General features: G+C 72.1%; 19 protein-coding genes. 14 read left to right on the top strand and 5 right to left on the bottom strand.

What is annotated here, in order from left to right; all coding sequences use genetic code 11:
• Window positions 1-249: 249 nt before the first annotated feature.
• The 7 genes from ACSMXO_RS42680 to ACSMXO_RS42650 are packed head-to-tail and all read left to right on the top strand — an operon-like array spanning window position 250 to window position 7,660.
• Window positions 250-1,224, top strand: coding sequence for a GHMP family kinase ATP-binding protein (locus ACSMXO_RS42680; RefSeq protein WP_346262403.1), 975 nt, complete (start codon window positions 250-252; stop codon window positions 1,222-1,224).
• Window positions 1,221-2,297, top strand: coding sequence for a cysteine synthase family protein (locus tag ACSMXO_RS42675; RefSeq protein ID WP_455416242.1), 1,077 nt, complete (start codon window positions 1,221-1,223; stop codon window positions 2,295-2,297). The genes ACSMXO_RS42680 and ACSMXO_RS42675 overlap by 4 nt, the downstream gene beginning before the upstream one ends.
• Window positions 2,287-3,864 carry an argininosuccinate lyase gene (locus tag ACSMXO_RS42670; protein WP_455416241.1) on the top strand — a complete coding sequence of 526 codons (1,578 nt, stop codon included), beginning with the start codon at window positions 2,287-2,289 and terminating at the stop codon, window positions 3,862-3,864. The genes ACSMXO_RS42675 and ACSMXO_RS42670 overlap by 11 nt, the downstream gene beginning before the upstream one ends.
• Window positions 3,857-5,083: an ATP-grasp domain-containing protein gene (locus tag ACSMXO_RS42665; RefSeq protein WP_455416240.1), complete on the top strand. Its 1,227-nt coding sequence runs from the start codon at window positions 3,857-3,859 to the stop codon at window positions 5,081-5,083. The genes ACSMXO_RS42670 and ACSMXO_RS42665 overlap by 8 nt, the downstream gene beginning before the upstream one ends.
• 1 nt (window position 5,084) lies before the next feature.
• Entirely contained in the window at window positions 5,085-6,080 is a 996-nt protein-coding gene (locus tag ACSMXO_RS42660; protein WP_346262407.1) for an EamA family transporter, read from the top strand.
• Complete coding sequence (gene ltaE, locus ACSMXO_RS42655) at window positions 6,077-7,141, top strand: low-specificity L-threonine aldolase (RefSeq protein WP_346262408.1); 1,065 nt, start codon at window positions 6,077-6,079, stop codon at window positions 7,139-7,141. Before ACSMXO_RS42660 ends, ltaE begins: the two co-directional genes overlap by 4 nt.
• 15 nt (window positions 7,142-7,156) lie before the next feature.
• Window positions 7,157-7,660, top strand: coding sequence for a methylated-DNA--[protein]-cysteine S-methyltransferase (locus ACSMXO_RS42650; protein ID WP_455416239.1), 504 nt, complete (start codon window positions 7,157-7,159; stop codon window positions 7,658-7,660).
• A 39-nt stretch (window positions 7,661-7,699) separates the two neighbouring features.
• On the opposite strand, the gene ACSMXO_RS42645 is transcribed toward ACSMXO_RS42650, so the two are convergent.
• The 3 genes from ACSMXO_RS42645 to ACSMXO_RS42635 form a co-directional block, all read right to left on the bottom strand.
• On the bottom strand, window positions 7,700-9,841 hold the full coding sequence (locus tag ACSMXO_RS42645) for an HAD-IC family P-type ATPase (RefSeq protein WP_455416238.1): 2,142 nt from the start codon (window positions 9,839-9,841) through the stop codon (window positions 7,700-7,702).
• Window positions 9,842-9,960: 119 nt separating this feature from the next.
• Complete coding sequence (locus tag ACSMXO_RS42640) at window positions 9,961-11,040, bottom strand: inositol-3-phosphate synthase (RefSeq protein ID WP_346262410.1); 1,080 nt, start codon at window positions 11,038-11,040, stop codon at window positions 9,961-9,963.
• A 50-nt stretch (window positions 11,041-11,090) separates the two neighbouring features.
• Complete coding sequence (locus ACSMXO_RS42635; RefSeq protein WP_346262417.1) at window positions 11,091-11,708, bottom strand: PadR family transcriptional regulator; 618 nt, start codon at window positions 11,706-11,708, stop codon at window positions 11,091-11,093.
• Window positions 11,709-11,907: 199 nt separating this feature from the next.
• Between ACSMXO_RS42635 and ACSMXO_RS42630 the strand changes: the two genes are divergently transcribed.
• From ACSMXO_RS42630 to ACSMXO_RS42620, 3 genes are all read left to right on the top strand, one after another.
• On the top strand, window positions 11,908-12,372 hold the full coding sequence (locus ACSMXO_RS42630) for a DUF5318 domain-containing protein (RefSeq protein WP_318399883.1): 465 nt from the start codon (window positions 11,908-11,910) through the stop codon (window positions 12,370-12,372).
• A gap of 200 nt (window positions 12,373-12,572) precedes the next feature.
• Window positions 12,573-15,467 (top strand): transglycosylase domain-containing protein, encoded by a 2,895-nt coding sequence (locus ACSMXO_RS42625; RefSeq protein ID WP_455416237.1) that lies wholly within the window; start codon window positions 12,573-12,575, stop codon window positions 15,465-15,467.
• A 157-nt stretch (window positions 15,468-15,624) separates the two neighbouring features.
• Window positions 15,625-17,127, top strand: coding sequence for a glycosyltransferase family 87 protein (locus ACSMXO_RS42620; protein WP_455416236.1), 1,503 nt, complete (start codon window positions 15,625-15,627; stop codon window positions 17,125-17,127).
• Between the two features lie 156 nt (window positions 17,128-17,283).
• Here ACSMXO_RS42620 and ACSMXO_RS42615 read toward each other — a convergent pair whose 3' ends face one another.
• Window positions 17,284-19,617, bottom strand: coding sequence for a hypothetical protein (locus ACSMXO_RS42615; RefSeq protein WP_455416235.1), 2,334 nt, complete (start codon window positions 19,615-19,617; stop codon window positions 17,284-17,286).
• A 13-nt stretch (window positions 19,618-19,630) separates the two neighbouring features.
• Window positions 19,631-20,410: a deoxyribonuclease IV gene (locus ACSMXO_RS42610; RefSeq protein ID WP_346258177.1), complete on the bottom strand. Its 780-nt coding sequence runs from the start codon at window positions 20,408-20,410 to the stop codon at window positions 19,631-19,633.
• Window positions 20,411-21,373: 963 nt separating this feature from the next.
• On the opposite strand from ACSMXO_RS42610, the gene rpsF reads away from it, so the two are divergent.
• The 4 genes from rpsF to rplI all read left to right on the top strand — a co-directional run bounded on the left by rpsF (window position 21,374) and on the right by rplI (window position 23,032).
• Window positions 21,374-21,664, top strand: coding sequence for a 30S ribosomal protein S6 (rpsF, locus tag ACSMXO_RS42605; RefSeq protein ID WP_101368798.1), 291 nt, complete (start codon window positions 21,374-21,376; stop codon window positions 21,662-21,664).
• Between the two features lie 74 nt (window positions 21,665-21,738).
• Entirely contained in the window at window positions 21,739-22,284 is a 546-nt protein-coding gene (locus tag ACSMXO_RS42600) for a single-stranded DNA-binding protein (protein ID WP_346258176.1), read from the top strand.
• 44 nt (window positions 22,285-22,328) lie between these two features.
• Window positions 22,329-22,568 carry a 30S ribosomal protein S18 gene (gene rpsR / locus ACSMXO_RS42595; RefSeq protein WP_007073789.1) on the top strand — a complete coding sequence of 80 codons (240 nt, stop codon included), beginning with the start codon at window positions 22,329-22,331 and terminating at the stop codon, window positions 22,566-22,568.
• Window positions 22,569-22,582: 14 nt separating this feature from the next.
• On the top strand, window positions 22,583-23,032 hold the full coding sequence (gene rplI, locus ACSMXO_RS42590) for a 50S ribosomal protein L9 (RefSeq protein ID WP_130461286.1): 450 nt from the start codon (window positions 22,583-22,585) through the stop codon (window positions 23,030-23,032).
• Window positions 23,033-23,082 lie beyond the last annotated feature (50 nt).

Here is a 23,082-nt window from a genome sequence, read left to right as displayed (position 1 = left end):
AAACGCGCGACGCCAAATCCGGATAAGGCTTGTCGCGGTTCGGTCGGCTCCCCTAGACTCGCCAACCGAACGGAATGTTCCGGCACCGACGCACGGGGGCTGCGGTGTTCGACAACGGGTTTCGACGACGGCAACCCGTGCCACCGCTATCCACGACCCACGATCCGATCTGGCGCGCGACCTGCGCCGACTCCCGCGTGCGCCCGGACTGCCGGCCGACGACGTGTCCGTAACCTGGCTGGGGGTTTGATGTCGCTCCTCGACGAACGGATCATCGACTGGCGGGGGAACCCCGCGGTCGACAACCTCGACCCGACACCGCGCACCGGCCTCGGGATGTGCCGGGGGCACCACGGCGAGTTGCTCCAGGGCGCGTTCTGGATCGACGGCTCGCTGGTGCGGGCCCTGGTCACCCTTCCGCTGCCGGACGTCGCCGCGGTGGCCAGCGCCGAGTTGTCGCCGGACCAGGCCGGGATCGTGGTCCAGCCCGAATGGAAGACCAAGGCGGGCCGGGCGGCCCGGCTCACCCTGGACCTGCTCGGAGTCGAACACGGCTGCCAGGTCTCGCTCAGCTCGGACATCCCGGTCGGGCTCGGGCTCGGCTCGTCCACCGCCGACGTGGTGGCCACCATCCGGGCGGTCTCGGACGCCGCCGGCCACCGGCTCCCGGGCCGTACGGTGGCCCGGCTGGCCATCGCCGCGGAGTACGCCGCCGACTCGGTGATGTTCTCCGGCTCGGTGCCGCTCTTCGCCCACCGGGAGGGCCGGGTCCTCGACGTGCTCGGCCCGGAGCTGCCGCCGCTGCTGGTCGTCGGGTGCGTACTCGCACCGACCGGAGTGGACACCCTGGAGTTGCCGCCGGCCGAGTACACCCCGGCGGAGATCTCCCAGCTCGGCGCGCTGCTCGGGGCGACCCGGCACGCCGTCCGGCACGGCGACCCGGTACTGCTCGGTCGGGTGGCCACCCGCAGCGCCGAGATCAACCAGCGGTTCGTCCCGCTGCCGCTGATGCCGGAGCTGCGTCGGCTCGCCGAGGCGGTGGGCGCGGTCGGCGTACAGGTCGCGCACAGTGGCACCGTCGCCGGTGTGCTCTTCGACGGCCGGGATCCGCGCGCCGCGCGGGCGGCCAGCGAACGGTGCCGGGCCGGACTGGCCAGCCTCGGCATCGCCGAGACCTACCGGTACGCGCCGTACGAGTCGCACTGGCGGGCGGTGCACCGATGACCGGCCGGGCCGCCGACACGTACCCGGACGTCTTCTCCGGGACCTACTCCGACGCCATCGCCATGCCGAAGCTGGTCCGGCTGGGGCCGAACCTGGTGGGCGCGGCGTTCACCCTGATGAAGCTGGTACCCGCGCGGTACATCCTGCGGCGGGCCGCCGCCGACGGCCGGCTCCGCCCGGGCGGGCGGATCGTGGAGACCACCTCGGGCACCTTCGGGCTGGCCCTGGCGATCGAGGCGGCGCTGCACGGCTGGCGGCTGACCCTGGTCAGCGACCCGGTCATCGACGACCGGCTGGCCGCCCGGCTGCGGGACCTCGGCGCGGAGATCGAGATCGTCACCGAGCCGGCGCCGGGCGGCGGCTACCAGCAACCCCGGCTGGACCGGGTGGTCCGGCTGCTGCGCGACGACCCGGCGGCGTTCTGCCCGGAGCAGTACCGCAACCCGGACAACCCGCTGTCGTACTCGGCCGTGGCGGACCTGCTGCTCGAACGGCTCGGCCGGATCGACGTACTGGTCGGCACGGTCGGTTCCGGCGGCAGCATGTGCGGTACGGCCCGGTTCCTCCGCGAGGTCTGCCCCGAGCTGCGGGCGGTCGGCGTCGACACCCACCGCAGCGTCATCTTCGGCCAGCCGGACGGGCCGCGTCCGCTGCGCGGGCTCGGCAACAGCCTGATGCCGGCCAACGTCGACCACACCGTCTTCGACGACGTGCACTGGCTCTCCCACGGCCACGCCGTGCGCGCCACCCGGGAACTGCACCGCCGGCACGCCGTCTACATGGGTCCGACCAGCGGCGCCGGCTACGCCGTCGCCTCCTGGTACGCCCGGCGCGACCCGGGGCGGCTGCACGTGGTGCTGCTGCCCGACGAGGGACACCGCTACCAGGACACGGTCTACTCCGACGAGTGGCTGCACCGGAACACCGAGCCCGAGGTCCCGGCCGCGCCCCGGCTGGTCGACGACCCGCGCGACGGCCTCGACGGGTGGAGCTACCTGCACTGGGACCGGCGCCCGGCGGCGTACGCCGCCGGCCTGGTGGAGGCGGCGGCCGGCGGGGTGCATGGTGGCTGACGCGGCGGGCCCGGGGACCGGGCGACTCACCCGGGCGGCCCTGCCGGGAGCGCGCCGGATCGTCTTCGGCGAGACGGCCGACGCGGCGATCGACGACGAGTTGCACCTGATGACGGCGGTGGACCGGGCCCACCTGGTGATGCTCCGCAGCCGGGGGCTGATCGGGGCCGGCGACGCGGGCCGGCTGATCGCGGCGATCGACGACCTGGACCGGGACGGCTACCGGGCACTGCGCGGCCGGCACGCGCCACGCGGGCTGTACCTGCTCTACGAGTCCCACCTCGCCGAGGTCACCGGTGCCGAGGTCGCCGGCCGGTTGCACAGCGGCCGGTCCCGCAACGACCTCAAGGCGACGATCTGCGCGCTACGCCTCCGGGAGTGGCACGCGGCGGTACTGCGCGAGACGCTGCGTACCGAGGCGGTGGCGCTGAACGCCGCCCGCCGGCACCGGGCGGCCGTACTCGCCGGATTCACCCACTTCCAGCCCTCGGTGCCGATCACCTACGGGTACTACCTGGCCGGGGTGGCGGCCGCACTGGGCCGCGAGGCGGACCGGCTGCTGGCCGAGATCCCGCACCTGTCCCGCTGCCCGCTCGGCGCCGGTGCGATGGCCGGCACCGACCTGCCGATCGACCCGGAGCTGACCGCCCGGCTGCTCGGGTTCGCCGCGCCGCACCCGGTGGCGCTGGACGCCGTGGCCAGCCGGGATTCCGTCTCGGCGGTGCTCGCGATCGCCGCCTCGGTCGCGGTGACCGCCTCGCGGGTGGCGCTCGACCTGCAACTCTGGACCAGCGCCGAGCCGGCCCTGCTCCGGTTGCCGGACGACCTCGTCGGATCCAGCTCGGCGATGCCGCAGAAGCGCAACGCCTACCTGCTCGAACACGTACGCGGCCGAGCGGCCCGGGTGCTCGGCGCCCAGACGGCGGTGCTCGCCGCCACCCGGTCCGCGCCGTTCACCAACTCCATCGAGGTCGGCACGGAGGCGATGGCCGAGGCGTGGCCGGCGTACGCGCACACCATCGACGTGCTCCGACTGCTCCGGATGCACCTCTCCGGCGCCCGGCCCCGGGTCGACCGGATGGCCGGGCACGCCGCCGGGCACTGGACCACCGCCACCGCGGTGGCGAACCGGCTGGTGGTCGAGGGCCATCCGTTCCGGCGGGCGCACGAGGTGGTCGGCCGGCTGATCACCGGGATCGAGTCCGGCCGTCCGGTCCAGCCGGGCCCGCCGATCGAGCGGCGGGCGGCGGAGCTGCTCGACACGCTCGACGTCGGTGAGGCCGTCCGGGCCGCCCGGTTCGGCGGCGGGCCCGGGCCGGAGTCCTTCGCCGCCCTGTGGCCACGGCTGCACGCCGGGCTGCGGGGCCGGGCGGCCGCCGCGGCCGGGCACCTCGACGTCGCGGCGCACTGGCGGCAGCGCCTGCTGGACCAGGTCGACGCCGAGGGCGGCGACGTCCAGGGCAACGACGACCGGGTCGACGACGACCAGCCCGACGGGGGCACCGTCGCCCCGGCCGCCGTCGAGCAGCCGGTCGGCCCGCTGGTCGAGGAGGGCGTCGGTGTCTGACCGGTACGCCGTGTTCGTGGAGAGCAACACCACCGGCACCGGAGGGCTGTTCGCCGAGGCGGCCACCGCGCTCGGGTACCGGACCGCGCTGCTGGCCCGGGAGACCGGCCGCTACCGGCCCTGGCTGGACCGGTACGACGAGGTGGCGACCCTGGACACCGGCAACCCGGCCGAGGTCGCCGGGTGGTGCCGCAGCGTCGGCCCGGAGCGGGTCGCCGGGATCACCAGCAGCAGCGAGTACTTCGTGGTCGTCGCCGCCCGCGCCGCCGAGGAACTGGGTCTGCCGCACCCGTCGGCCGAGGCGGTGCTCCGGTGCCGGAACAAGGAACTCTCCCGCCGGGTGCTGTCGACCGCCGGTGTCGCGGTGCCGGGCTGGCGGCTCTGCACGACCGTGCAGCAGGCCCGGGCGGCGGCGGAGCGCCGGGGCGGCCCGGTGGTGGTCAAGCCGGTCGACGGCTCCGGCTCGGTCGGGGTACGGCTCTGCGCGGATCCGGCCGAGTGTGCCGGCGCGGCGGCGGAGTTGCTGGCCGGCGGGGTGAACGAGCGCGGAATGCCCCGGATCGCGGGCGTACTGGTCGAGGACTTCGTCGATGGTCCCGAGGTGTCGGTCGAGGTCTGGAACGGCCGGGCGCTGGTGGTGGTCCGCAAACACCTCGGCTCCCCGCCCTGGTTTGTCGAGGTGGGCCACGACGTCGAGGCGAACCTGCCGGACCAGCTGGACGCGGCGGTACGCGGTACCGCCGAACGGGCCGTCGCCGCCCTCGGCATCGGCTGGGGCCCGGTCCACGTCGAGCTGCGGCTGGCCGCCGACGGCCCGTACGTGATCGAGGTGAACCCGCGACTGGCCGGCGGCAACATTCCGCGGCTGGTCCAACTCGCCACCGGCATCGACCTGATCGGCCAGCATCTCGCCCAGGTGGTCGGCGAGGCCGTCGCGCCGCCGGTGCCCGCGCACCGGCGGGCGGCCTCGATCCGGTTCCTGCTGTTCGACCGCGCCGGTCGGTTCCGCCGGGTACCGGCCGCGCCGACGGGGTCGGATCCGCGCACGGTCGAGGTGGTGGCCCGGCCCCGGGCCGGGGACCACTACCGGCCGCGCGGCGACTTCACCGACCGGGTCGGGCACGTGTTGTCCTGCGCCGAGAGTCCGGCCGTGGCGGTCCGGGTCGCCGACGCCGAACTCCGGCGGCTGACCGCGCAGTTCGAATGGGAGAACAGCTGAGATGACCGCGACCTCCACACCCGTCCGGCCCGCCGTGCCCCGCGCGGCCGTACCCGGGTTGGCCCTGGCCCTGTCCGCCGCGTTCAGTTTCGGGACCTCGGGACCGGCCGCGAAGGCGGTGATCGACGCCGGCCTCACCCCGCTGGACACCGTCTGGCTGCGGTTGGCCGGCGCGGCGGTGCTGCTGGTCCCGCTCGCCCTGGCGATCCGTGGTCCGGCGCTGCGCACCCTGGTCCGCCGGCACCGGGCACTGCTGGTCGGGTACGGCCTGCTCTCCATCGCCGGGGTCCAGGTCTGCTACTTCTTCGCGGTGTCCCGGCTGCCGGTCGGGATCGCCCTGCTGCTGGAATACCTCGCCCCGGCGCTGGTGATCGGGTGGCTGGTGCTGGTCCGGCGTACCCGGCTGCCCCGGGAGGCGTTCGCCGGTGCCCTGCTCGCGGTCTGCGGCATCGCCGTGGTCGTGCAGGTCTGGAGCGGACTGCAACTGGACCTGCTGGGGCTGCTCGCCGGCATCGGGTCGGCCGCCTGCCAGGCGTCCTTCTTCGTGCTGTCGGACCGGCTGGCCGGCGAGGGCGACGCGCTGGCGCTGGCCGCCGGCGGGATGGCGGTCGGCGCGGTGGTGCTGGGCCTGGTCGCCCAGCCCTGGCAACTGCCGTGGTCGACACTGCTCGGCGAGGCCAGCGTCGCCGGTACGGTCCTGCCGGTCCTCGTCCTGGTCGGCTGGATCGTCGTGGTCAGCACGGTGCTCGCCTACACCACCGGGATCGGCGCGGTACGCCTGCTCTCCGCCCCGGTGGCCGGGGTCATCGCCACCGTCGAGGTGGTGATAGCCGCCCTGGTCGCCTGGCTGGTACTCGGCGAGCGGCTCAGCCCGGTCCAGTTGCTCGGCGGCGTGATCGTGCTCTGCGGCGCCCTGCTCGCCCAGCGCGCCGCGAGCCAGCCCGTCCCACCGCCCTCGCCGATTCCCGGCCCCGCCGTTCAGGAGGCGCACCGATGACGTCCACGATCGTCCGTACCACCGTGGAACTGCGCAGCGACACCTTCACCCGTCCCACCCCGGAGATGATGGCGGCGATCGCCCGGGCCCCGCTCGGCGACGACGTCTACGGCGAGGACCCGACCGCGAACGAGCTGGAGGAGCGGGCGGCCGAACTGCTCGGCAAGCCGGCGGCCTGCCTGGTGCCCAGCGGCACCATGGCCAACCTCGCGGCGATCACCGCGCACTGTCCGCGCGGCAGCAAGGCGCTGGTCGGCGACCAGTCGGACATCTACGTGTACGAGGCGGGCGGCGCCTCGGTGTGCAGCGGGGTGGTACTGGAACCGGTCCGGACCGAGCCGGACGGCCGGCTGCCGGTGCACCGGCTCGCCGCCGCGCTGCCGGAGGACCCGGACGACCCGCAGTTCGCCCCGCCCGCGCTGATCAGCGTGGAGAACAGCCACAACCGGTGCGGCGGCGTACCGCTGCCCGGGGCGTACCTGGCCGAGGTGGCCGAGTTCGGCCGGCGCCAGGGGATGGCGGTGCACCTGGACGGGGCCCGGCTGTTCAACGCCGCGGTGGCGCTGGGCGTACCGGTCACCGAGCTGACCCGGCACGCCGACTCGGTCCAGGTCTGCCTCTCCAAGGGGTTGTCCGCGCCGGTCGGTTCCGTGGTGGCCGGCGACCGGGAGTTCGTCGACCGGGTGCGGCGGATCCGCAAGATGCTCGGCGGCGGGATGCGCCAGGTCGGGGTGATCGCCGCGGCCGGCATCGTCGCGCTCGACACGATGGTCGGCCGGCTGGCCGAGGACCACGCGAACGCCCGGCGGCTCGCCGACGGGCTGGCCGGGATCGCCGGGATCGAGATCGACCCGGCCCGGGTGCGGACCAACATCGTGATGTTCCGGGTCGTCGACGACCGGTTCAGCCACGAGTCGTTCATCGCCCGGCTCGCCGACGCCGGGGTCCGGCTGGCCGAGCTGGGCCGGGGGCAGCTCCGGGCCGTGACGCACCGGCACGTCACCGCCGAGGACGTGGACCGGGTACTCGCGGAGGTCGCCGCACTGCTCGACCCGGCCTGAGGTGAGAATGGTGGGATGCGCTGGACCGTGCTCGACTCCCCGATCGGGGAGCTTTCCGTCGGGGTCGACGACGTCGGCGTCTGCGGCGTGCACTTCGGGCCGGTGGAGGGGGCGCTGCCCGCCACCGCCCTGCCCGAGGCCCCCGACCCGGACACCGCCGGGCTGCCGGCGGCGGTGGCGCAGTTGCGGGCGTACTTCGCCGGGGAGTTGACCGAGTTCGCCGTGCCGCTCTCGGTACGCCGGGGTTCGGAGTTCGAGCGGGCGGTCTGGACCGAGATGTCGAAGATCCCGTACGGCGAGACGCGCACCTACGGCGAGGTGGCGGCGGCGGTCGGGGACCCCGGGGCCGCCCGGGCGGTCGGGGTGGCCTGCAACCGCAACCCGATTCCGGTGATCGTGCCCTGCCATCGGATCGTCGGAGCCGGCGGCAAGCTGGTCGGCTTCGGCGGTGGCCTGCCCCGGAAGCGCCAGTTGCTGGAACTGGAGGCGCGGATCGCCTTCGAGCGCGCCTGGGCGTGAGGACCCTATATATAGGCGTCACCGCACCCGTCGACCGACTCAGCGCGCCGGCGGGGTCAGCCGTACCCGGCGGAGGAGTTGGGCGTTCAGCGCCACGACGATGGTGGAGCCGGACATCAGTACGGCGGCGACCGCCGGACTCAGCGCGATCCCGGCCCAGGCGAACACTCCGGCGGCGAGCGGCAGCGCCACCACGTTGTAGCCGGCGGCCCAGGCGAGGTTCTGGATCATCTTCCGGTACGAGGCCCGGGACAGCCGGATGACACCGGTGACCCCGCGCGGGTCGGAGGAGGCGAGTACCACTCCGGCCGACTCGATCGCCACGTCGGTGCCGGCGCCGATCGCGATGCCGACGCTGGCCCGGGCCAGTGCCGGGGCGTCGTTGACCCCGTCACCGACCATCGCCACCGTCGAGCCCGCGCGCTGGAGGTCGGTCACCTTGTCGTCCTTGTCCGCCGGGAGCACCTCGGCGAAGACCTCGTCCACCCCCGGTCGGAAGCCGAGCTTCCCGGCGACCGTCTCGGCGACCGGCCGGGCGTCACCAGTGATCATGGCGATCCGGCGTACCCCCTCGGCCCGCAGCTCGGTGAGCGCCTCGGCTGCCTCCGGGCGTACCTCGTCCTCCAGCGCCAGCGCGCCGAGCACGCGAGGGGCGGCGCCGTCGAGGCGTACCAGATAGAGCACGGCGGCCCCGCGCGCCGACCAGTCCGCGGTGACCCGGTCGAGGTCGGGGCCGGGCCGGGCGGCCAGCTCGCGCAGCAGCGCCGGCCCGCCGACCGCGAGGTCCCGACCATCGACGTCGGCCCGCACGCCCCGGCCGGTCAGCGCGCGGAAGCCGGTGGCGGTGGCCGCGCCGCCCCGGCCGGCGGCGGCCGCGACGATGGCCCGGGCGAGCGGGTGTTCGCTCTCCGCCTCGACCGCGCCGGCCAGCCGGAGCAGCTCGTCCTCGGCGCCGCCCGTCCCGAGCGCCTCGTCCTCGGCGTTGCCCGTCCGGTCGCCGGCCGGACCGGGGCGGTCCGGAGACGGCTGGTCGGCGGCGAGGTCGGGGCCGGCGGCGACGGCGGTGACGGTGTGCGCGCCCCGGGTCAGCGTGCCGGTCTTGTCGAACAGCACGGTGTCCACCGAGCGCATCCGCTCCAGCGCCAACCGGTCCTTGACCAGGATGCCGGCCTTGGCGGCCACGGCGGTGGAGAGCGCGATCACCAGCGGGATCGCCAGGCCGAGCGCGTGCGGGCAGGCGATCACCAGCACCGTCACCGTACGCACCACCGCCTCGTCGATGTCGCCGAGCGCGGTCCAGACCACGAAGGTCACCGCGGCCGTGGCGGTGGCGATGTAGAACAGCCAGGCGGCGAACCGGTCGGCGAGCACCTGGGCGCGACCACTGGACTGCTGCGCCTGGGCCACCAGCCGCTGGATCCCGGCCAGCGCGGTGTCGTCGCCGACGGCGTCGATCCGGACCCGGATCGACGAGTCGGTCGCCACGGTGCCGGCCACCACCCGGTCGCCGGCGGTACGGGAGACCGGGCGGGACTCGCCCGTGATCATCGACTCGTCCAGCTCGGCGGTGCCGTCCAGCACCCGGCCGTCGGCCGGTACCCGGGCGCCGGGGCGGACCAGCACCACGTCGCCGACACCCAGCCCGGTCAGGGGCACCCGGTGTACGCCGCCGTCGGCATCGACCCGCTCGGCCTCGTCCGGCAACAGGGCGGCCAGTGCCGCGAGTGCGCCCCGAGCCTGGCCGATGGCCTTCATCTCCTGCCAGTGCCCGAGCAGCATGATGGTGACCAGGGCGGCCAGTTCCCACCAGAAGTCGAGGTCGAACGCGCCCAGGCTGGTGGCGAGCGAGGCGACGTACGCGACGGTGATCGCCATCGAGATCAGCAGCATCATCCCCGGCGTACGGTCGCGCAGCTCGTGGAGCCCGCCGACCAGGAACGGCCAGCCGCCGTAGAGGTAGACCACCGAGCCGAGCACCGGCCCGACCAGCGACATTCCGGGGAAGTCGAGCGAGTAGCCGAACCAGTCCATCACCATGTGACTGGTCAGCACGATCGGCGCGGTCAGCGCCAGGCTCAGCCAGAACTTCCGGCGGAACGCCTCCGGATCGTGCCCGGCATGCTTGTCGTGCTGGTGCTGCCCGTGCTGCTGCTCGTCGTGGTGCTGGTGGTCGTGGTGCACGACCGATCACCCCCCTCGGAGTCGAATATACCCCCGGGGGGTACGGAGGCAAGTCGTCCGGGAAACAGCAGACGGGGCCGGACCGTTTCCGGTCCGACCCCGCCTGCCGGGTGTCGTCGTCAGCGCTCGATGGTGCCGGCGATGAAGTCCTCGACGGCCTGGTGGGCGTCGTGGTCGGCGTACTGCTCCGGCGGCGACTTCATGAAGTAGCTCGACGCGGAGAGGATCGGGCCGCCGATGCCCCGGTCCAGGGCGATCTTGGCGGCCCGGACCGCGTCGATGATGACGCCGGCCGAGTTGGGCGAGTCCCAGACCTCGAGCTTGAGTTCCGCGTTCAGCGGTACGTCGCCGAAGGAGCGCCCCTCCAGCCGGATGTACGCCCACTTGCGGTCGTCCAGCCACGGCACGTGGTCCGACGGCCCGATGTGCACGTCGCCCTTGTTGATCTCGTGCGGGATCTGGGAGGTCACCGACTGCGTCTTGGAGATCTTCTTGGAGACCAGGCGGCTGCGCTCCAGCATGTTCATGAAGTCCATGTTGCCGCCGAAGTTGAGCTGGTACGTGCGCAGCAGCTCGACACCCCGGTCCTCGAAGAGCTTGGCCAGCGCCCGGTGCACGATGGTCGCGCCGACCTGGCTCTTGATGTCGTCGCCGACGATCGGCAGCCCGGCGTCGACGAACTTCTGCGCCCAGGCCGGGTCGGAGGCGATGAAGACCGGCAGCGCGTTCACGAAGGCACAGCCGGCCTCGATCGCGGCCGTGGCGTAGAACTTCGCGGCCTCCTCGGAGCCCACCGGCAGGTAGCAGACCACCACGTCGACCCGGGCCTCGCGCAGCGCGGCGACGACGTCGGCCGGCTCGCGGTCGGACTCCTCGACGATCTCCCGGTAGTACTGGCCCAGCCCGTCCAGGGTCGGGCCGCGCTGCACGAGCACGCCGGTCGGCGGTACGTCGCAGAGCTTGATGGTGTTGTTCTCGCTGGCGACGATCGCCTCCGCGAGGTCCATGCCCACCTTCTTGGCGTCGACGTCGAACGCCGCGACGAACTCCACGTCCGAGACGTGATAGTCGCCGAAGGTGACGTGCATGAGACCCGGGACGCGGTCGTTGGGGTCGGCATTGCGGTAGTACTCGACGCCCTGGACCAGGGACGAGGCGCAGTTACCCACACCGACGATGGCGACGCGGACGGAGCCCATCGCGTTTGCCTCCTTTGTGTTCATCACGGCCGCTCCGACTCATTCCTGGACTACCCAGGCGGAGGCGGGATGTTCTCTCTTGACGGACCCGGGTCGGTGCCCGGGGTGGACCCATCCGGGGTCCGGCCGGAGCGCTCGTTGGCGATGAGCTCCTCCAACCAGCGGACCTCGCGCTCACAGGCGTCGAGGCCGTGTCGCTGAAGTTCGAGCGTGTACGCGTCGAGCCGTTCGGCCGCTCGGCTCAACACGTCGCGCAGGCCCTCGCGACGCTCCTCCACCTTGCGGCGCCGGCCCTCCAGGATCCGGAGGCGGGTCGCTCGGTCGGTACGGGCGAAGAACGCGAAATGCACCCCGAACCCGGTGTCCTCGTAACTCTCTGGACCGGTCTGGGCGATCAGTTCGGCGAACCGTTCCTTGCCCTCCGCGGTGATTTTGTAGACGACCCGCCCTCGACGGCTGGTCAGCGCCGGGATCTCCTCCGCGGTGGCCGGTGTCTCGGCCGCCTCGGTGATCCAGCCGGCCGCCTGCAACCGACGCAGGGTCGGATAGAGCGAGCCGTAGCTGATCGCCGCCCGGATCGCCCCGAGCTTGGCGGCGAGTTCCTTGCGGAGCTCGTAGCCGTGCATCGGGGACTCCTGCAGGAGACCGAGGATGGCGAGCTCGAGCACGAGCACCCCTCTCCGTGTCTCCGTCGGACCCCAGTGGCTGCCCGCCGTCGGGAGCCCGTTCACCGGCCCGATGTATCGGCCCGATACATCGCACCGTAGACCCTCTGGAGCAACGAGGCAAACCCTCGTAGGGCACGGGTTCGATCACAGTAAGTGACGATGGTCGCCTCGTCCGGCCGGACCCAGTACTCTTCTGCCCATGCGTTCGCAGCGCCAGGTCGTCGACTACTCGCTACAGAAGCGAGCGGTGCTGCGTGAGGTGCATTCGGGCCGGGTGGGGACGTACGAGGTCTGCGACGCCTCGCCGTACCTCAAGAACGCTGCCCGGTTCCACGGCGAGCCGACCGAGACGCTCTGTCCGGTCTGCCGGCGAGAAAATCTGACCCACGTCCACTACATTTACGGCGATGAGCTCAAGCAGTCGGCCGGTCAGGCCCGCACCCGAGCGGAGCTTTCGGTGCTGGCCATGACCCTGCGTGAGTTCCAGGTCTACGTGGTGGAGGTGTGCCGCGGCTGCGACTGGAACCATCTCGTCGAGCAGTTCCTGCTCGGCCGGGACGGCGTCTCCGGTGACGACAGCGTGGGCGCCGGGCCAGCCGCCGGTGCGGCCGTGGCCGCGTCGACGGGCACCTCGGTCAGACGAAGGCGCGAGGCGCGCCGGTGACTGCGACTCGTTCCCCGGCCTGCGGGATCTTCCCCCCGCCGATGGGACGAGTCTTACCTCGCAAACCGGATAAGTCCGGTTTTTCCGACGCCGCACTATCCGTAGATCGGCGTGTCCGATCCCGGGTGGAGCGTGTCCCAACTCACGGCAACCCGGTGGTGGCGCGCATGGCCATCACCGCGACCGGCAGGGTGTGACGAATGAACTCGTACGGCGATCCTAGTTCCGCGCGCGGTCGGGCCCAGTACCCGGGCGCGAACGGCGACCACGGACCAGCGGACGATCCATACCAGCGCCCGTCCTGGGACGACCCGGGAGCCGCTCGCCGCTCGTCCGACGGTGACCAGGGCGGCTGGCCCGCCAACAGCGGCCGGGCCGGCGGCGCCTCGGCCCGGGCCAGCGTCAGCGGCCGGGCCTCCTCCGGCCGGGCCACACCACCGGGGCGGGCCTCCGCCGACGGCGGTTGGGCCGCGCCGGTGTCGCCCGCCTCCGGTTCCGCGTCGGTCGGTTCCGCCTCGGTCGGCTCGGCTCCTCCCGGCCGGGCCCGGGTCGGTGGCCGGGCCGGCGTCGGCGCCGCGTCGGTCCCCGACGCGCCGGGCTCCGGTGGCGGCTACGGCGCCGGCCAGGCCTCCGCCGGCCGGGCCACGGTCGGCACCGCCTCGGTCAGTGGCGGCGGCGCGAACGGCGCCGCCGGCCGGGCCCGGGTCGGCCGGGCCGTCGTGCCCGTCTCGCCAGCCGGACCGGACGACCCGAACGGGCCCGGTGGCCGGCGGGGCCGTCGGGGCGCGGGTGACCTCGACCCGGCGGCGCAGAAGCGGGCCAAGAAGCGCAAGCGGGTCAACATGCTGATCGCCGCCTTCGCCGTCTTCATCATGCTGGCCGGCGGCGGCGTGGTCGCCGCGACCTGGTATTCGACAAGCGTCCCGATGCCGAACCAGCTCCCGCTGCCGCTGTCGACCACGATCTACGCCGCCGACAAGAAGAACTTCATCGCCAAGCTGGGCGACGAGAACCGGCAGATCGTCACGATCAAGCAGATCCCGGTGCACGTGCAGCGCGCGGTCGCCTCGGCCGAGGACCGCAACTTCTACACCCACGACGGTGTGGACTACGTCGGCATCGCCCGGGCCGCCTGGAACAACTTCACCGGCGGCAGCAAGCAGGGTGCCTCCACCATCACCCAGCAGTACGCCCGCAACGCGTACGAGAACCTCCAGGACGACAGCTACCAGCGCAAGGTCAAGGAAGCGATCCTCGCCTCCAAGTTGAACGACCAGTTCGACAAGGACGAGATCATGCAGCACTACCTCAACACGATCTACTTCGGTCGGGGTGCGTACGGCATCGAGATCGCGGCGTGGACCTACTTCAACAAGCCGGCGAGCAAGCTCAACGAGGCCGAGGGCGCGGTGCTGGCGGCGGTGATCAAGCAGCCGCAGGTCGACACGGCCACCGGACACAAGGGCTTCGACCCGGCGGACAACCTCGAAGAGGCCAAGGCCCGCTGGGAGTACGTCCTCAACGGCATGGTCGAGAAGAAGTGGCTGACGCCGGAGAAGCGGGCCACGCTCACCTACCCGAAGGTGCAGAAGAGGAAGAGCGCCAACGACGGCCTCGGGGTGAAGACCCCGCGCGGCAACGTGGTCAACTACGTCAAGGCCGAGATGGCGGAGCGCGGCCTCTGCACCCTCGGCGCGCCGCCGGCCGGCAAGGTCGACTGCTCCACGGCGCTCCGGGATGGTGGCTACAGGATCACCACCACCATCGACTGGAAGTTGCAGGCGGAGGCCGAGAACGCGGCGCAGCGCAAGAAGGGCTCGCCGATCTACGAGCAGCCCAAGAACCTGATGGCCGCGCTGGTCTCGGTCGAGCCGAAGACCGGCAAGGTGCTGGCCTACTACGGTGGCGACAGCGGGGCGGACTACGACTACGCCGGCCTGAACACCGACTCGGCCGGGGGCCTGAGCGGCGGCCACCCGCCGGGCTCGAGTTTCAAGGTCTACACCCTGGCGGCCGCGATCGAGGCGGGGATCTCGATCGACTCGATCTGGGACGCTCGGCCGTTCACGGTCAAGGACACCGAGATCAAGGTGCAGAACGCCGGTCGTGACGTGCGGAAGACCTGTGACCAGGCCTGCACGCTCAAGGAATCCACCATCAGGTCGTACAACGTGCCGTTCTACCACGTGACCGAGAAGATCGGCGCGGACAAGGTGCTGTCGATGGCCCGGCAGGCCGGCGTCCGGACGATGTGGGAGACCAAGGAAAACCCGCCGAAGTGGCACGACCTGACCAAGGAGAAGCCGGAGGAGCTGGCGCCGGACCCGTTCTTCAACGTGGTGGCGTACGGGCAGTACCCGATCACCGTGCTCGACCACGCCAACGGGCTGGCCACGCTCGCCAACGGCGGCGTCTACAACAAGGCGCACTTCATCGAGCTGATCGAGCAGCAGGACAAGGAGACCGGCCAGTGGAAGAAGATCGGCGGCGCGAAGGCTGATCCGAAGCAGCGGATCCGCAAGGACGTGGCTGACGAGGTCACCTCGGTGCTGAAGAACATTCCCAAGGAGAACAACGGCAACATCGAGGGCCGCGAGGAGGCCGGCAAGACCGGCACCTGGGAATACGCCAAGACCGAGTTCAACGCGCACGCCTGGATGGTCGGCTACACCCCGCAGATCGCCACCGCGGTCTGGGTGGGCAGCAAGGATCCGGACAAGCCCGAGATCAAGACCAAGGGCGGCGCCAACATCGGCGGTAGTGGACTGCCGGCCGACATCTGGCAGAAGTACATGAACAAGGCCCTGGCCGGCAAGCAGGCGATGTCCCTGCCGGACTCCAAGGAGCTCGGCGACAAGGAGGCCGGCAACGGCAAGAAGAAAGAGACGCCTCCGCCGGTTCCGCCGAACCCGGGCGGTGGCAATCCCGGTGGTGGCAACCCCGGGGGCAACCCCATCTGCCAGGGACCGAATCCGCCCCCGCTGATCTGCCCGCCGGCCGGCGGTGACACCGGCGGCGGTGATCCGGAATTCCCGCCGGAGGGCGACGACGGCGGCGGAGGTGGAAACGGCAATGGTCGTGGCGGCGGTGGCTAGCCACCGACTCCCGTTCCACGGGGACAGATAGTGATCGATCGATGCGGCCGGCGGCCGGGTCCCACGACCCGGCCGCCGGCCGCGTTTTCGACTCCATCCGCCGACACGGTGGACCGGGCCGGACGCAACCCGACCGCGTACGGCAGGATGCCTGTTCATGAGCGCGCAGTCGCCGGCTGGCATCGACGAACCTGAGAAGGCTGACCACCCGTCCCGGTCGGACGGCTTCGTCCGAGGGCTCTCCGAGGCAATCGGCGGCCCGATCGGCGCACACGCCAGCGGGGTCGAACGCCGGGGCACCCAGGCCAGCGGCCGGTTCTGGACGGCCGCCCGGATCGTGCTGGCGCTGACCTGCCTCACCCTGGCGTTGCACTGGGTGCAGAAGTCGCCCTGCCAGGACGGCGCCTGGCAGAACAACATCCAGTACACCCGGTTCTGCTACACGGACGTGCTCGCCCTCTATTACGCCGAGGGGCTCAACGAGGGCAAGGTCCCCTACCGGGACCACCCGGTGGAATACCCGGTGGTCACCGGATACTTCATGGGCGCGCTCGGCCTGCCGGTGCACAACATCGGAGTGGACCGGCCCGAGATCAACCAGGCGCAGTGGTTCTACAACCTCAACGCGCTGGTCCTCGGGGCGCTCGCGGTGGCCACCGTGGCGATGATCCTGTCGTTGCGCCGCCGCCGGCCGTGGGACGCCGCCATGTTCGCGCTCTCCCCCGCGCTGCTGGTCACCGCCACCGTCAACTGGGACCTGCTCGCCATCGGGCTGGCCGCGATCGGCATGTACGCCTGGGCGAAACGACAACCCCTGGCCGCCGGCATCCTGCTCGGGCTGGCCACCTCCGCGAAACTGTGGCCGCTCTTCGTGCTCTGGCCGCTCTTCCTGCTCGGGCTGCGTACCGCCCGGGTGAAGGAGATGCTGGTGACGATCGGTTCGGCCATCGTCACGATCGTGGCGGTGAACCTGCCGATCGCGATCCTCTATCCCGACAACTGGCGACGCTTCTTCGACCTGAACAGTGAGCGGGCGGTCGACTGGGGGACACTCTGGTACATCGGCCGCTACCTGGACAGCAAGTGGAACAGCGGCAGCCCTGGCGACCAGGGCCCGTTCCAGTGGCTCAGCAACAACATCCCGACCCTGAACACCGTGTCGTACGCCCTGATCACGCTGGCCTTCCTCGCCATCGGCGCGCTGGCGCTGTTCGCCAAGCGCCGGCCCCGGCTGGCTGCGCTGGTCTTCCTGATGGTCGCGGCGTTCCTGATCTTCAGCAAGGTGTGGTCGCAGCAGTTCAACCTCTGGCTGCTGCCCCTGCTGGTGCTGGCCCGGCCGCGCTGGGGCGCCTTCCTCGCCTGGCAGTTCGCCGAGGTCGGTTACTTCGTCGCGTTCTACGGCGAGCTGCTCGGGGCCGGCGGCAAGCAGGTCTTCCCGGAGGGCGTCTTCGTGTTCGCCGCCACGCTGCGGCTGACCACCGTCGTGGTGCTCTGCGTGCTGGTCGTCCGGGACATCCTGCGGCCCGAGGGCGACCCGGTCCGGAGCAGCTACCTCGACGACCCCGACGGCGGGATCTACGACGGTGCCCCGGACGCCTCCTGGCTCGCCCGACTCCGTGGCCGGCCGGCCCCGGCCGAACCGGCGCCGGCCACGACCTGACCCGTGCCGGCCTAGCGGTACCGGCTTAGCCGTGCCGGCCACGGCCCGACCGGCACCGGCCGGGCCTGCGCCGGCCACGACCCGGTCCGCACGGTCGCGGCAGCACCGACGGGATCGTGGACCGAGCCGGGAGCGCGGACGGCGGAGCGGCCCGGATCAGAGCCGGTAGACGACCGTCTCCCCGACGTCCTCCCGGCTGATTCCCAGGCTGTCGACCGGCAGGTCGACGGTGGCCTGCAACGGGGTACCGGCCACCCGGTCCCGGAGCACGATCACCGTACGCACGCCCATGGTGCGCAGGAAGTCGATGCTTGCCTGGTCGGGGAAGTTCGCGGTGGCCTGGCGTACCTCGGCGAGCCGGTTCGGCGTGAACCCGCTGCCGCCGTTGACGATGTCCTGGAACCGGCTGGTCGACCAGAGCATCACGTGCTGGTCGGTCTTCTGGTCCGAGGGGAGCACCAGGATCGGGCCGTTGGCGACCCGCATCGACGCGGGCTGCACCGGTACCACCGGATGCGGCGTGGTGTTGAGCCCCTCGGCCAGCACCAGCACGATCGGCAGCAGCGTGACGAGCCGCAGGAACGGTCCCGGCCGGGGCGGCACCCGCTCGGCGGCCGAGATCTGCCGGGCCCGCTCCGCGAACGCGCCGACCGAGCCGGCGGCGAGGACGCCGAGCAACAGGGTGACCCAGATCATCAGCCGGCCCGGCGTACGCAGACCGTCCCAGCCGGGCAGGTGCTCGAAGAGCGGCAGGTAGGTCCAGGTGCCGCCGAAGAACCGGCTGCCCATCGCGAGCACCCCGGCGGCGAGCACGGCCGCCAGCAGCAGTAGGCGCTGGCGTACCGTCCAGATCGAGAAGAAGAGGCCGGCGAGGGCGAGCGCGAAGAGGACGTACCCCGGCAGCAGGGTGGTCTCCGGCAGTCCGGGCAGCCCGCCCCGGACCGGCTCGTGCAGGTCGCCCCAGATCAGCGACTCCGGCGGAGCGGTGAGGAAACCACCCGGCGGCGGGGAGTAGTTGTGCAGCTCCTCGGCGGTCCGCCGGGCGTTGGGGTGCAGTTCGGCGACCTTGAAGTACGGGATCGCCAGCAGGGCACCGGTCGCCGCGAAGATCGCGCCGCCCCAGAAGTCGGCCAGCAGCAGCCGGAACCCGAACCACTGCCCTGGCCGGCGCAGGATCCGCCGGACCAGCCAGCTCAGCAGCACCACGACCGCGATCAGACCCATCACGTACGCGAAGATGAGGCCGATGCCGAAGCCGAGGCTGAGCTGCCAGGCGGCGACCAGCCAGCCGGCGAACGCCCAGCCGGAACGTCGACGTTCGGGTCGGTAGCCGTGCCGCAGCGACCAGCCGTGTCCCCGGGCCAGCATGGCCAGGGCGAGCGGGATACCGCCGTTGGAGAGCACGTGCAGGTGACCGGCCTGGCCGAGCAGCCAGGGCGCGTACGCGAAGCCGATCCCCGCCACCGCCGCCCCGATCCGTCCCGCCCCGAACTGCCGTACCAGCGCGTACGCCCCGAGCGCGGCGAGCGCGTGGGCCAGGACGAAGAGGATGTTGTAGCGGAGGATCGCCGCCTCCGGGCCCTGACCGATCATGCCCGCCGGGGCGTACCCGAGCAGGGTGTCGGAGAAGGCGAAGGTCCAGGTCTCCGGGAAGAACGCGTTGCTCTGCCACAACTGGGCCGGCTTGGTCAGCAGGATGTGCCCGGACCAGGCGACCTGCCAGGCCTGTAGCGCCGGATCCCAGTAGTCCTGCGGCAGCGTGTGTCGGGGGTAGCGCAGCGTCGGCCAGGTCATCAGGACGGCCAGGGCCAGTGCGCCGAGCCCGGCCAGGGTCCACTCGTGTACCACCCGACGGCCGACCGCCCGACCGATCCGCCGGATCCGCCCGGGTACCACCTCGGGAGCCGGCGCGAACGCGGCGAACGGGTCGGCGGGCTTCGCCGGCTGGTCGTCACCGGCCGCCTTCTCCTTGCCGTCCTTGCCGTCTTTGTCGTCCTTCTCCTTGCCGGCCTTGTCGTCCTCGGCCTGGCTGTCCTTCGACGTCTTGTCGTCGCCGCCCGCCGCCTCGCCCTCGGCGTCGTCGCCCTTGCTCTCCTCGGCTTTCCCGGCTTCGCCTCCGCCGCTGCCGGACTGCGCCGGCTCCCCGGGCGGGGTGTCGGGCTTCCCGCCTGGCGCCGGGTCGGAGAGCTGCGCCGTCGTTGACGTCACCGCCGTCGCCGGGGCGCCGCCATCGCCGGCTGCCCGCGCGGTCGACGCCGTACCACCGGAGACGGTGGGGTGCGAGCCGCTTCCCGAAGCCGGTACGGCCGACCGCAGGGTCGTGGCGGTCCCGGCCTCGGTCGATGTCGTCCGCCCCCCGGCGGCGCCGGAGTCCGCGCTGGTGGGCGTACCCGATCCGGCCGTCGTGCCCGGGGTCGGGTCCGGGTTGGTGCCGACCGGCGCGGCGCCGGGCCGGGTTGTCTCGTTGGCGTTGGACTGGTCCGTCGACATCGGGTCCTCGTCCCTACCGGCCTACGCGGTCGCGGAGATAGGCGATGTCGGTGGCCTGACCGTCGGCCCCGCCGGGCGTCTCGACGATGACCGGCGCGCCGGCCGCCCGGACCACCGCCACCACCAGTTCCGGATCGATGGTGCCGCTGTCGAGGTTCTCGTGGCGGTCCCGGCCGGAGTCGAAGGCGTCCTTGGAGCCGTTGGCGTGGATCAGGTCGATCCGGCCGGTGATCGCCAGGACCCGGTCGACGATGTCCAGCAGGTCCTCGCCGCCCGCGTGCGCGTGGCAGGTGTCCAGGCAGAAGCCGACGTCGTATTCGCCCACCGCATCCCAGAGCCGGGCCAGGTTGTCGAACCGGCGGGCGCAGGCGTTGTCGCCGCCGGCCGTGTTCTCGATGAGCACCGGGACGTCGTGCCCGCCGGACTCGGCGGCCTGGGCGAAGGCCTTGCGCCAGTTGTCGAAGCCCTTGGCGATGTCGTCTCCCGCGTTGACGTGCCCGCCGTGCACGATCAGGCCCTTGGCGCCGACCGCGGCGGCGGCGGTGGCGTGTCCGAGCAGCAGCTTCCGGCTCGGGATGCGGATCCGGTTGTTGGTGGTGGCGAGGTTGATGACGTACGGCGCGTGGATGTAGACGTCCACCTCGGAATCGCGCAGCCGGGCCGCGTCGGCCCGTGGCTGCGGTGTCTTCCAGTCCTTCTGCGGATCGGCGAGGAAGAACTGGACCGCGTCCGCCTTCCGGAGGGCCGCCTCGTCCAACGGATCCGTGGCATCGACATGGGCTCCGATACGCATGAAGGCGAGCCTACGTCGCGCCGGTCGGTCGGGCGGGGACGGGCGCACCTGTCCGGCCCGGCAGCTCGGGCGCGGCGGTCCCGGGGCGGTCCGCGTCACCGCCGGGGGGATGGATCGTTTCTCCAGGTGAGATCCGTTCGCCCGGCGTACGGGCCCGGATCGAGCCACGAGTTGTGCCGGAAAGAGGGAAGACGTGACCCTGTCGCTCCGCCGCCGAGCCGCAGCAGCGGTCCCCGCACTCGCCGCGGGCGCACCACGGCTGCTGTCCGGCTTCGCGGTCGGGGCGTCGGAGCCACTGTCTGGGCCGGGGTCATGCCGGTCCGTGTCGTCCCCGCCGGGTCGGTCGGGCGGGTCGAGGTGGGGTCGGTGCCGCATGGTCCCGATGTGGCCGGCCCCCGGAGCGCCAGGGCGCCGCAGGACGCGGCGCCGGGCAGCTACCCTCCGCCGCCCGACCGACTCGGCGGGGCTGCCGCCGTCCGGGTGCGCCCGGGTGGCCCTTCCGGCCCGCCGGACGGGTCCGGCTGCTGGGCGCCGGTGGCCGCGGTCTGTGTGGTCGGGGTCTCGACAGGAGCAATTCGGGCGATTCTCGCTCAACGCACAACACAGACTGTTATCGCGTAAGATGACAATACAATAGGCTCCGCGGGGCGCCTTCCATCCAACTCATCGGTGTGGTCGTTCCTCCCCAGGTCCCACCCAAAGAATGCGGACGGGATGCGCCCCGCGGCTCTGCGTCGAAGAGCCTCCTCCGGTCAACGCGACCGGAGGAGGCTCTTGGCGCCGGTCCGAGCGCGGGGCGGCCCGGCGGGCATGGGGTCCGCCGACGTCCGGCGCCGGTGGACCGGGTATTCTGCTCAGGTTGTCCGCGCGCGACGGGATCCCTCCCGATACCGCCTGGCAACGACGCATGACCTCCTGCCACGGAAGGACCGTGGCCGCTAGCCCAGAGGAGGTGAGCACGTCTTGCGTCATTACGAGATCATGGTCATCCTCGATCCAAGCCTCGAGGAGCGCACCGTCGCCCCGTCGCTCGACACGTACCTCAACGTGATCCGGACCGCGGGTGGCTCGGTGGAGAAGCTCGACGTGTGGGGTCGTCGGCGCCTCGCGTTCGAGATTGACAAGAAGGCCGAGGGAATCTACGCCGTCATCGACCTGCAGGCGACGCCTGCGGCGGTGGCCGAGCTGGACCGGCAGCTCCGACTCAACGAGTCCGTGCTGCGCACCAAGGTCATCCGGCCGGAGACGCGCTGACGCGTTTCCGGCACGCCCGGATCAGCCTCATCCGTCCTGTCGTACTGCTCTGGCAGCCTTTCAGGGACTGATGAGTGCGCGAGGAGATGGTCATGGCAGGAGATACCACCATCACGGTCATCGGCAACCTGACCGACGACCCCGAGTTGCGTTTCACCCCGTCCGGCGCCGCGGTCGCCAAGTTCCGGGTCGCCTCGACGCCCCGGTTCATGGACCGGACGACGAACGAGTGGAAGGACGGCGAGCCGCTCTTCCTCTCGTGCACCGTCTGGCGGCAGGCGGCCGAGCACGTCGCCGAGTCGTTGCAGCGCGGTGCTCGCGTGATCGTGTCGGGCCGGCTCCGGCAGCGGTCCTACGAGACCCGCGAGGGCGAGAAGCGCACCGTCATCGAGCTGGAGGTCGACGAGATCGGCCCGTCGCTGCGGTACGCCACGGCGAAGGTGCAGAAGATGTCGCGCTCCGGCGGCGGCGGGTTCGGCGCCTCCGGCGGTGGTGGCGGTGGCGGTGGCCAGGGTGGCGGCGGAGGCAACTTCGACGACCCGTGGGCCACGGCGGCTCCGGCCTCCTCGCGTACGTCCGGTTCGGGCGGCGGCAACTTCGACGACGAGCCCCCGTTCTGATCCGGGTGGCTAACACCCGGGATCGCAAACCAGGAGCAAGAGCAATGGCAAAGGCTGCGGCACTGCGCAAGCCGAAGAAGAAGGTGAACCCGCTCGACAAGGACGGGATCACCTACATCGACTACAAGGACACGGCGCTGCTGCGCAAGTTCATCTCCGACCGCGGCAAGATCCGCGCTCGGCGGGTGACCGGGGTCACCTCCCAGCAGCAGCGGCAGATCGCTCGTGCGGTCAAGAACGCCCGCGAGATGGCGCTTCTGCCGTACACGGCCACGGCCCGCTGAGAGGAGGCACCGACATGAAGATCATCCTGACCCAGGAGGTGTCGGGCCTCGGCGGCCCCGGCGACATCGTCGAGGTCAAGGACGGCTACGGCCGCAACTACCTGCTGCCGCAGGGCTTCGCCATCGCCTGGACCAAGGGCGCGGAGAAGCAGGTCACGGTCATCCAGCGGGCCCGCGCGGCCCGGGAGATCCGGGACCTCGGTCACGCCAACGAGGTGAAGGCCCAGCTTGAGGGCCTCAAGGTCAACCTGACCGCGCGCGCCGGCAACGGCGGGCGGCTCTTCGGCTCGGTGACCCCCGGCGACGTGGTGGACGCGGTGAAGGCGGCCGGTGGTCCGTCCCTCGACCGGCGTCGGCTGGAGCTGCCGGGCGCCATCAAGTCGGTCGGCAGCCACCAGGTGCGGGTCAAGCTGCACCCGGAGGTCACCGCGCGGTTCGACCTGAAGGTCGTACCGGGCAAGTAGCCGGCCAGGCGACAGACAGAGTTCCGGGGTGCCGTCCGATCGGGCGGCAC

It is taken from the genome of Plantactinospora sp. DSM 117369, from assembly GCF_053764795.1.
Note: the sequence above shows the minus strand (reverse complement) of the source record. Positions and strands in the feature narration are given on the sequence as shown.

Excerpts from the sequence above, each read along its gene's own strand:
- ACSMXO_RS42675 (WP_455416242.1), top strand. The coding sequence starts at position 1,221 with ATGACCGGCCGGGCCGCCGACACGTACCCGGACGTCTTCTCCGGGACC.
- ACSMXO_RS42670 (WP_455416241.1), top strand. The coding sequence starts at position 2,287 with ATGGTGGCTGACGCGGCGGGCCCGGGGACCGGGCGACTCACCCGGGCG.
- ACSMXO_RS42615 (WP_455416235.1), bottom strand. The coding sequence starts at position 19,617 with ATGTCGACGGACCAGTCCAACGCCAACGAGACAACCCGGCCCGGCGCC.
- ACSMXO_RS42680 (WP_346262403.1), top strand. The coding sequence starts at position 250 with ATGTCGCTCCTCGACGAACGGATCATCGACTGGCGGGGGAACCCCGCG.
- ACSMXO_RS42650 (WP_455416239.1), top strand. The coding sequence starts at position 7,157 with ATGCGCTGGACCGTGCTCGACTCCCCGATCGGGGAGCTTTCCGTCGGG.
- rpsR (WP_007073789.1), top strand. The coding sequence starts at position 22,329 with ATGGCAAAGGCTGCGGCACTGCGCAAGCCGAAGAAGAAGGTGAACCCG.
- rplI (WP_130461286.1), top strand. The coding sequence starts at position 22,583 with ATGAAGATCATCCTGACCCAGGAGGTGTCGGGCCTCGGCGGCCCCGGC.
- ACSMXO_RS42660 (WP_346262407.1), top strand. The coding sequence starts at position 5,085 with ATGACCGCGACCTCCACACCCGTCCGGCCCGCCGTGCCCCGCGCGGCC.
- ACSMXO_RS42625 (WP_455416237.1), top strand. The coding sequence starts at position 12,573 with ATGAACTCGTACGGCGATCCTAGTTCCGCGCGCGGTCGGGCCCAGTAC.
- ltaE (WP_346262408.1), top strand. The coding sequence starts at position 6,077 with ATGACGTCCACGATCGTCCGTACCACCGTGGAACTGCGCAGCGACACC.
- ACSMXO_RS42640 (WP_346262410.1), bottom strand. The coding sequence starts at position 11,040 with ATGGGCTCCGTCCGCGTCGCCATCGTCGGTGTGGGTAACTGCGCCTCG.
- ACSMXO_RS42620 (WP_455416236.1), top strand. The coding sequence starts at position 15,625 with ATGAGCGCGCAGTCGCCGGCTGGCATCGACGAACCTGAGAAGGCTGAC.
- ACSMXO_RS42630 (WP_318399883.1), top strand. The coding sequence starts at position 11,908 with ATGCGTTCGCAGCGCCAGGTCGTCGACTACTCGCTACAGAAGCGAGCG.
- ACSMXO_RS42610 (WP_346258177.1), bottom strand. The coding sequence starts at position 20,410 with ATGCGTATCGGAGCCCATGTCGATGCCACGGATCCGTTGGACGAGGCG.